Source organism: Methylobacterium sp. WCS2018Hpa-22, assembly GCF_031843785.1.
In the GTDB taxonomy this organism is placed as follows: domain Bacteria; phylum Pseudomonadota; class Alphaproteobacteria; order Rhizobiales; family Beijerinckiaceae; genus Methylobacterium.
This window is the reverse complement of sequence record NZ_JAVTJA010000023.1, coordinates 53,596-63,000: the sequence shown is the minus strand read 5'-3', so window position 1 is coordinate 63,000 and position 9,405 is coordinate 53,596. Positions and strand designations below refer to the sequence as shown.

General features: G+C 67.2%; 7 protein-coding genes. 4 read left to right on the top strand and 3 right to left on the bottom strand.

All coding sequences use genetic code 11. From position 1 onward, the window contains the following. Positions 1-379: 379 nt before the first annotated feature. On the top strand, positions 380-2,458 hold the full coding sequence (locus RQI43_RS22675) for a M23 family metallopeptidase (RefSeq protein ID WP_207413168.1): 2,079 nt from the start codon (positions 380-382) through the stop codon (positions 2,456-2,458). 131 nt (positions 2,459-2,589) lie between these two features. Here RQI43_RS22675 and gluQRS read toward each other — a convergent pair whose 3' ends face one another. From gluQRS to RQI43_RS22660, 3 genes are read right to left on the bottom strand one after another with little or no spacing between them, the layout of a single operon-like run. After that, positions 2,590-3,456 carry a tRNA glutamyl-Q(34) synthetase GluQRS gene (gluQRS, locus tag RQI43_RS22670; protein WP_311276680.1) on the bottom strand — a complete coding sequence of 289 codons (867 nt, stop codon included), beginning with the start codon at positions 3,454-3,456 and terminating at the stop codon, positions 2,590-2,592. After that, on the bottom strand, positions 3,453-3,743 hold the full coding sequence (locus RQI43_RS22665; RefSeq protein ID WP_056429114.1) for a hypothetical protein: 291 nt from the start codon (positions 3,741-3,743) through the stop codon (positions 3,453-3,455). The genes gluQRS and RQI43_RS22665 overlap by 4 nt, the downstream gene beginning before the upstream one ends. A 48-nt stretch (positions 3,744-3,791) precedes the next feature. Next, the gene (locus RQI43_RS22660) at positions 3,792-5,846 is read right to left on the bottom strand and encodes an ATP-binding protein (RefSeq protein WP_311276679.1); all 2,055 of its coding nucleotides are present in this window, start codon (positions 5,844-5,846) and stop codon (positions 3,792-3,794) included. Between the two features lie 385 nt (positions 5,847-6,231). Here RQI43_RS22660 and trpA point away from each other — a divergent pair, with 385 nt between their 5' ends. From trpA to RQI43_RS22645, 3 genes are all read left to right on the top strand, one after another. Further along, the gene (gene trpA / locus RQI43_RS22655; protein WP_056429145.1) at positions 6,232-7,047 is read left to right on the top strand and encodes a tryptophan synthase subunit alpha; all 816 of its coding nucleotides are present in this window, start codon (positions 6,232-6,234) and stop codon (positions 7,045-7,047) included. An 80-nt stretch (positions 7,048-7,127) separates the two neighbouring features. Next, positions 7,128-8,030 (top strand): acetyl-CoA carboxylase, carboxyltransferase subunit beta, encoded by a 903-nt coding sequence (gene accD, locus RQI43_RS22650; protein WP_056429110.1) that lies wholly within the window; start codon positions 7,128-7,130, stop codon positions 8,028-8,030. Between the two features lie 28 nt (positions 8,031-8,058). After that, the gene (locus RQI43_RS22645) at positions 8,059-9,384 is read left to right on the top strand and encodes a folylpolyglutamate synthase/dihydrofolate synthase family protein (RefSeq protein ID WP_056429106.1); all 1,326 of its coding nucleotides are present in this window, start codon (positions 8,059-8,061) and stop codon (positions 9,382-9,384) included. The last annotated feature ends 21 nt before the right edge of the window (positions 9,385-9,405 follow it).

The following is a 9,405-nucleotide window of genomic DNA, read 5'->3' as shown; positions in this document are numbered from 1 at the left end:
GACCCACCCCTCACTCTCGTCAATGCCAAAATGACAGGACACTGAAACTTTCGCGGCAATCCCATGAAATAGGGACCATAACTCTTTGTCGGCAAAGCGTAATTTCGGCGCCTTGCGACCTCGGCCCAGCCGCTTTCCTTCATAAAAGCTCTTCTGCCTCGGTCGGCTGGCGGGTTGCCGGGAGGTTTCTGCTCCATACTCCGGCGCCCTCCCCTCTCGTGATCCCGTAAGAGCACGGGAGCTCTCCCCGCCACGCCTCAATGTCGACATGCTCGACTTCGACATGTCGACCGTTGGCGGATATCGTCCGCCGCAGATCGTTTCCCGCCGCCCCCTGTCGAACGAGGGTCGGCCGACCTCCTGATAAGAAGAGATACGCTTGCGAGGGAATCATGCGGGGCGCGGGCGGCTCAAGATCGGAGCTCCGACGAGCAGCGCCGATCCGCGCCAACCGCATCCGGGGCGGGCCACCGACGCTCCCCTCGATCTGTTCGTCACGGATGCCACTCGGATCGACCGGCGGGACGTCAACCTGCGTTGGCTCTGCGCAAGCGCGCTGACCGGATTGACCGGGGCCGGACTGATCGGAGCGGCGATCTACGTGTCGCTGCAGGGCGACGTTTCCTTCGCCGCGGTACCTGAACATGCCGAGATCGTCGTTCGGCCGGCCCCCAGCGACGATACCGCCGACCTCGCGCGGAAAGGCGACCGCCTCGTCCGTAACCTGATGATCGCCTCCGCCAAGCAGACGTTTCGCTCCCCGGTGACGGTCCGTCTCGGAGAGCGCGAGATCATCAAGGTCCGCCCCTTCGTCCGGATCTCGACGGCGCTGTCCATGTCCACGGGTGTCTTCTCGGCCGAAGTGCCGCGCTTCGACCCGATGAAGTTCGTTTCCAGTGAACCGCTGGAACGGGCATCCGAGCCGAGCGCGGCGGATGCCCCCGGTGCGGAAGTGACCGTGATCAAGCGGGATCTCACGACGATGCCGATCGAGGCGTCCACGCCCGCCCTCGGGGACGACGCCGTCACCGCGCAGGTCGAGGAAGAGAAGCGGCTCGCGGCGGAGGCGGGGCGACGCACGGCGCTTCCCATCGCTCCGCAATTGATGCTGTCGCGGGCCCTTCAGCAGGGCATCGCCTCGCCGGATTTCGGCGGGATGTCGCCGGCATCGGGCGATGCGAGTCCGTTCAAATCCATCGAAGTCCTGGTGGTGCCGGAGAACGTCACCAATCTCGCCAAGACCAGCCTGCGCCAGGGCGAGACGCCGCTGGTGGAAGATCGCGACCTCGCGATCAAGCGCGGCGACACGCTCGAAGCCTTGCTGAAGGCGACGGGTCAGGCGAATGACGAGCAGATCAAGGGCATCGTGGCGGCGCTCGGCGGACGGGCGCGTGTCGGCGAGCTGGCCGAGGGGCAACAGTTCCGCGTCCAGATCGCACCGGGCCCGAAGCCCGGCGATCCGCGACAGGTGACCCGCGTCACCCTCTATGGCGAGAACGGGGTCGAGGCGACGGCGGCCATCAACGATCGCGGCGCTTTCGTTTCCGTGGCGCAGGCGGTGGAGGACAAGTCGGCCCGCAAGGCTCCGGTCGCCTCCGAATCCGGGGATGACGACGAGGATGAGAATGGCGGTTCGGGCCCTCGCCTCTACCAGAGCCTCTACGAGACGGCGGCACGGCACGACCTGCCGCGTGCGACGGTCGAAGATCTCGTGCGGATTTTCAGCTACGACATCGACTTCCAGCGTCGGATCTCCAACGGGGACAGTCTCGACGTCTTCTATACCTATGACGAGGAAGGCGGTCAGGCCGCATTGGACCGGCCGGAACTGCTCTATGCTTCGCTCAACCTCGGCGGAGAGGTCCGCAAGGTCTATCGTTTCCAATCGCCCGATGACGGCTCCATCGATTATCTCGACGAGCAGGGGCGCTCGCTGAAGAAGTTCCTCATCCGCAAACCCATTGCCGACGGCATCATGCGGTCGGGCTTCGGCTACCGTCGCCATCCGATCCTCGGCTATGCCAAGCTGCATACCGGCGTCGACTGGGCCAATCCGATCGGCACGCCCATCGTCGCCGCCGGAAACGGCACCGTCATCAAGGCGGAATGGGATTCCGGCTACGGACGACGGGTCGAGCTCCAGCACATCAACGGCTACGTCACCACCTACAACCACATGTCCCGCTTCGCCCGGGGCGTGACGTCGGGCGCCAAAGTGCGTCAAGGTCAGGTGATCGGCTATGTCGGCTCCACCGGCCTCTCGACCGGTGCGCATCTGCATTACGAGGTCATCATCAACGGCCATTTCGTGGACCCGATGAAGATCCGCGTACCGCGCGGACGCGAACTCGATGGGCGGATGCTCACCGAGTTCACGCGCCAGCGCGAGCAGATCGACGGGACGATGCAGAAATCCCGCACCGGCGCCGCCATGGCCCAGAGCACGACCACGCGCTGATACCAGAGCTCGCTGAGCCTGGCTCATCGAGGTCTGCCCGCGCGACGGCGCAGCGGCTTTCATCCGCCGGACCTCACTGAACCCGACCTAAGGGTCGGGTTCAGTGAGACTTGGTATGAGGCGCCCTCGCCTCACGCGAAACCGAGTCGTCGGCGTATCTCCGCCGGCGTGACGCCCTGCCCTCTCAGATCGCCGAGGGATTCCGAGCCGCGCGATTTGGCGAGCTTCATCCCGTCCGGCCCGAGGACGAGGGCGTGGTGGTGATAGGCCGGGCCGTCATAGCCGAGCAGAGCCTGCAGCAGGACATGCAGATCGGTGGAGGCGAACAGGTCCGCGCCGCGCACCACGTGGCTGATCCCCTGGACGGCGTCATCGATCACCACCGAAAGGTGATAGCTCGTCGGGACGTCACGGCGTGCGATCAGCACATCGCCCCAGCGGACGGGATCGGCGACATGGCTCGTTTCCGCATGATCGGCATCGAGACAGCGAAAGCGATGCGGGCCGGGACTCCGCGTGAGAGCATGCGCCATGTCGAGCCGCCAGCCATGCGGCAGGCCGGCGGCGAGGCGGGCCGCCCGTTCCTCGTCAGACAGGACGCGGCAGGTGCCGGGATACAGAGGCGCCCCGTCCGGATCGCGGGACGGTACAGGTCCGGCGGCTTCGATCACGGCGGCACGGGAGCAGAAGCAGGGATAGGCGAGGCCGCGCGAGCGGAGGCTCTCCAGGGCATGCCGATAGGCCGGGAGATGCTCCGACTGCCGCCGGACGGCACCGCTGAACCCGATCCCGAGCCAGGCGAGATCCTCCTCGATGGCGGCGATCAGTTCCGGGCGCGAGCGCACCGGATCGATGTCTTCGATCCGCAGGCAGAGGTCACCGCCGAGCCGCGCGGCGAATGTCTCGTTCACCAGGGCCGAGTAAGCGTGTCCGAGATGAAGCCGCCCGTTGGGACTCGGCGCGAACCGAAGGCGGGCTGGCACGGACGCTTCGCTCATCCCCCGGAATGGCGCAGGCACTGCTTTGCTTGCGGAACGCAGGCGATGCCGGGAAGGGAGCAGGCCGTCTCCTCGCCGTAACGCTGGCAGATTGTGCAGCCGTCGCTCCATTCGGCGCAGGATGCGTCGATGGCCGCCGCACCATGCCCGGAACGCCCATGCGAAGCAGGCGCGAACGTGCCGATCAGGATTGTGACCACCACCGTTGCCGCCACGGCCCAGGCCACGAGACCATCCCGGTTCGACGGTGCCGAAGCATCGGGAGGGGGCGAGCTTGGTGCGTGCATGGCCCCGTGTTCGCTTGCTCGCCGCGCGCTGTCAACGCGAATTGCCGCTCAGGCAGCCGCGGCGGAACGGCGTTCGAGGAGAGCGGGCAAGGCCTTGAGGTCGAGGGGTTTTGCCAGGAATTCGTCGAACCCCGCCTCGCGCGCCGCCCGCTCGTCCTCGCGGCCGGTATTGGCCGTGAGGGCCACCAATCGAAGCGGAGCGCGACCATGCTCGGCCTCGCTGGCGCGCAGGCGCCGCGCCGTTTCCAGACCGTCGATCCCCGGCATGCGGATGTCGATGAGAGCGAGATCGAACCGGGATGCGGGATGATCGAGCCGGGCCAACGCCTCGGACCCGTCCCGCGCCAGAACGACCGTGGCACCGAGACGCTCCAACGCCCTCGTGGCCAGGAGTGCGTTGATCGGATTGTCCTCGGCGAGGAGCACGTGGATATGCGGGGCCGCGCGCGGGTTTTCCGTCGGCTCCGCCTCAGCGCTGGGACCCGAAATGGACGAGCCCGGATGCTCGATGGACGAGGTCGGCACGAGGAGCCTGTCGAACAGGGAACGCGCCCGCACCGGCTTGATCAGATAGCTGTCGAAGCCGGCCGCCCCCGGCGCACCGAACTCGCGCCGATCGAAGGGGGAGAGCAGAATGAGGCTGCAGCGTACGCCCCGTCGCTTCGCCTCCGCCGCGAGCCTGCGCACGTTCTCGTCACCCAGCGCACGGTCGGCGATCACCGCGTCGAAGGGCACGCCGGACAGGGTATCGAGGCCGGCCTCGACATTCGCCACCACCACCGCCGACGCCCCCGACCGGGACAGCCGCCTTGCGAGGAACGGAGCCTGATAGGGCGAATCGGCGACGATCAGGATCTTGCGGCCCTGCAGCGACACCGGGGATGGTTCACCATCCGCCACGGCGCCGACGGGAAGGGGCAGGTGCACGGTGAAGGTGCTGCCACGGCCGATGACGGAATGCGCATCGATGCCCCCACCCATCCGCGTGACGAGGCGGCGGGTGATGGCGAGGCCGAGGCCGGTTCCTTCATGGCGGGTGCTGGCGCTGTTGTCGCCCTGCTCGAATTCCTCGAACAGAGCGGGGATGCGAGCCTCGGGAATGCCCGATCCCGTATCCGAGACCGCCAGGACGATGTCGGGGGCGGCCCACCGTATCGTGACGCCGACCCCGCCCTGATTGGTGAACTTGATCGCGTTGCCGGCGAGATTGACCACGATCTGCCGGATGCGGTCCGCGTCCCCGATGAATTCGACAGGGACGTCGTCCGCCACGTCGATGGCGATCTCGATACCCTTGTCCTGCGCGCGTGGGGCGAGGAGTTCCACCACGCCCTCCACCACGGCGCGGAGATCGAACGGCTCCGCCGACAGGTCGAGGCGTCCTGCCTCGATCCGCGAAAAATCCAGGATGCCGTCGATGAGCGTCAGCAGGGCCCGGCCCGACGTCCGCACCGCCTCCACATAGGTCCGCTGCTCGGCATCGAGGCCGGTATCGAGGACAAGATCGGCCATGCCGAGGATCCCGTTGAGCGGCGTTCGGATTTCGTGGCTCACGGTGGCGAGGAAGCGCGACTTGGCGACATTGGCCGCCTCGGCGCGATGGAGCGCTTCATCGAGGGAGCGGGCGGATTCGATCCGCTCGGTGATGTCGGAGCCCGCCCGGAGCCATTGCGTGCGACCGCCGACGCCGGTGACACGCGTTTCGATGAAGGAGAACCAGCGTGGAATGCCGTCGACGGGGCGGACCTGCATCTCCACGCGGGTGACGCCGTCGGGATGCTGCTGGCGGACTCCCTGCTCCAGGATCTCGAGTTCGGCCGTCGAGCCGAGCAACGTCAGGGGCTCCACACCGAAGAGACGCCCGAATCCGTCATTGGCGAATGTGATGCGGCCCTGCGCGTCCCGCTGGACGATGACGTCGGTGGTCGCCTCAACGAGGGCGCGGTAGCGCTCCTCGCTTTCCGAGATCCGCCAGATGCTATCCTGAAGCCGCTCGATCTCGGTCGTGTCCGCGGCCGGTTGCCGCCGCGCGCGGGCAGCCGCGTAAATCGCAGCGATGGCCACCAACGGGATCAGGACGAGAACGACCTCCGGCGCGATCATCGACCTCTCCGTCCGGAAGCGTGGGCGGATCGCCGCCGGCCCGGACATGGTGCAGCGGGGCATCGTTGCCCACCGTCCCGCGCTCGCTCCATTCCGGTCCCTCGCATACCCCCTTGATCGCATGTGAGATTGAAGGACGGCTTTCGAAAGGAGCTTAAAGCTTTCTTGCCGCGAAACGGAGCATCGCCCGATCCGCATCGGCGACGTCGTGGACGCATCGGATGCCGGCCGGCTCGACGCGTCGCGCTTCACGGGCAGGCCGCGATGGTGTAGGCGCGACGGCTTGTTCCTGGGCCGCCCCTCCCCTGAGGGTAGCCCGCGAGACGCAGGCACCATGACCCTTTCGCTGTCAGAGACTTCTTCGCAGCCGGACGCCTCCGGCTCCATGCCGACCCGCATCGAGGCCACCTTCGCCCGCTGCCGCGCGGAGAAGCGCGCCGCCTTGGTGACCTACGTGATGGCGGGCGATCCCGATGCCGAGACCTCCTTGAAGGTGCTTCAGGCGCTGCCGGAGGCCGGCGCCGACATCGTCGAGTTCGGGCTCCCCTTCACCGACCCGATGGCCGATGGTCCGGCCATCCAGGCGGCGGCCTTGCGCGCCCTGAAGGGTGGACAGGACCTGGTCAAGACCCTCGGCCTCGTCCGTCGTTTCCGCGAAGGCAACACCGCCACGCCGGTCATCCTGATGGGATACTACAACCCGATCCACGCCTACGGCGTCGACCGCTTTCTCGACGATGCGGTCGCTGCGGGCCTCGACGGGCTGATCGTCGTCGACCTTCCTCCCGAAGAGGATGACGAGCTCTGTCTGCCGGCTCTGGCGAAGGGCCTTGCCTTCATTCGGCTGGCGACGCCCACCACGGATGAGCGCCGCCTTCCCGCCGTCCTCGCGAACACGGCCGGCTTCGTCTATTATGTGTCGATCAACGGAATCACCGGCACGGCGACACCGGATTTCGGCCGGGTGGCCGAGGCGGTGGGCCGTATCCGCAATCATACGGAGTTGCCCGTCGTGGTCGGCTTCGGTGTTCGGACGGGCGCGCAAGCGGCCGAGATCGCCAAGGGCGCGGACGGGGTGGTCGTCGGGTCGGCTCTGGTCGACGTGGTCCACCGGGCCGTCGTGGATGGCCGGGACGCCGCCGGAGCGGTGAGCGCCCTCGTGCGCGAACTGGCCGAGGGCGTGCGCGGGCGTTCCGCCTGAGCGCTGCCCCGGACCGATAATTCCGCGAGCCGGTCTCCGGCTCATCCGAGACCCCTTCCCTCAAGAATGGTCAGTCGACGATGGTTGAACCCATGAACTGGATCTCGGAGGTCGTGCGCCCCAAGATCAAGACCCTGTTCAAGCGCGAGACCCCTGAGAACCTGTGGGTCAAATGCCCCGATAGCGGGCAGATGGTGTTCCATAAGGAAGTCGAGGGGAACCATTGGGTCATCCCGGGCTCCGAGCACCATCTGAAGATGAGCGCGCAAGCGCGCCTCAAGATGATGTTCGACGAGGGCACCTGGATCGACGTGCCGCTGCCGGAAGTGGCGACGGACCCGCTGAAGTTCCGCGACGAGAAGCGCTACGCCGACCGCCTGAAGGATGCCCGCGCGAAGACCGGGATGCCGGACGCCTTCAAGATCGGCTTCGGCCGGGTCTCAGGCCTGCCGATGACATTGGCCGTGCAGGACTTCGCCTTCATGGCCGGCTCCCTCGGCATGGCGGCGGGCGAAGCCTTCGTGCGGGGCGCCGAGACGGCCCTCGACAAGCGCACGCCCTACATTCTGTTTTCGGCCTCCGGCGGTGCGCGCATGCAGGAAGGCATCCTTTCGCTGATGCAGATGCCCCGCACCACGGTGGCGGTCCGTCGGCTGAAAGCGGCGAAGCTTCCCTACATCGTCGTACTCACCAACCCGACCACGGGGGGCGTCACCGCCTCCTATGCCATGCTCGGCGATGTCCATCTCGCCGAACCCGGCGCCCTGATCTGCTTTGCCGGGCCTCGCGTCATCGAACAGACGATCCGAGAGAAACTGCCCGACGGTTTCCAGCGTGCCGAGTATTTGCAGGAACACGGAATGGTCGATCAGGTCGTGCATCGGCATGCCCTGAAGGATACGATCTCACGGCTCTGCGGTTTGCTGATGAACCAGCCCGCGGCGACACCGGCGCGCGCGGGCGCCGTTGCCGAACCGGCTTGAGCCCACGCGCGATACGGCGAGCCGATCCATGGATTCTTCCGACGCGCTGATGGCGCGCTTCCTGGCCCTTCATCCGCGTACGATCGATCTGTCCCTCGGGCGGATCGAGCGCCTGCTCGAACGGCTCGGACACCCTGAGCGCAAGCTGCCTCCGGTCATTCATGTGGCCGGCACCAACGGCAAGGGATCGACCATCGCTTTCATGCGGGCGATCCTCGAAGCCGGCGGTCTCGCCGCGCATGTCTATACCTCACCGCATCTCGTGCGATTCCACGAGCGTATCCGCATCGGCGCGGTGGGCGGCGGCAGCTACGTGCCCGAGGACCAGCTGGCCGACGCCCTGGCGCGCTGCGAGGCCGCGAATGCCGGTGAACCGATCACCGTGTTCGAGATCACCACGGCCGCGGCCCTCCTCCTGTTCTCGGAAGCTCCGGCGGACGTGCTCCTGCTCGAAGTGGGCCTCGGTGGGCGTGTCGACGCCACCAACGTGATCGATCGTCCGGCGGCGGCCGTCGTCACGCCGATCGGTCGCGACCATGCGGAATATCTCGGCGATACCGTCGAGGCGGTGGCGACGGAGAAGGCGGGCATTTTCAAACGCGGCTGCCCGGCGATCATTGCCGCCCAGGATTACAAGGAAGCGGATTCGGTCCTCTGCCGCTTCGCCGAAGAGATCGGCGCCACGCCGATCCGGGTCGGCAACCAGGATTTCTCCGTCCATGCCGAGCGCGGTCGGATCGTCTACCAGGACGAGCTCGACCTGTTCGACCTGCCGCAGCCCCGACTCAACGGACGTCACCAATTCACCAACGCCGCCACGGCGATCGCCGCCCTGCGCGCCGCGGGATTCGGCGATATCGGCGTCGAGGCCATCGAGACCGGACTGAACAAAGTCGAGTGGCCGGGTCGCCTGCAGCGCCTCAACCGCGGCCGCCTCGCCGACATGGCACCGGCCGGCGCGGAACTCTGGCTCGACGGCGGCCACAATATCGACGGCGGCCGCATCCTCGCGACCGCGATGGCGGATCTCGGCGAGCGTAGCGACGTGCCGCTGGTCCTGGTGGCGGGCCTGCTCGGCACGAAGGACGCGGAGGGATTCCTGCGTAACTTCGTCGGGCTGGCACGCGGTCTGATCGCGGTCCCGATCGGAGGTCAGATGGCGGCGCGCCCCGCCGAGGAGGTGGCGCAGATCGCCGCCGATGTCGGCCTCACCGCCTATGTGGCCTCCAGCGTCGAGGCCGCCCTGGAAAGCCTCGCCGACTTCGCCTTCGAGCAGCCGCCGCGCATCCTGATCTGCGGCTCGCTTTATCTCGCGGGCAACGTCCTGACCGCCAACGGTACGCCCCCGACCTGATCGCGCCGGCGGATTCGTCGC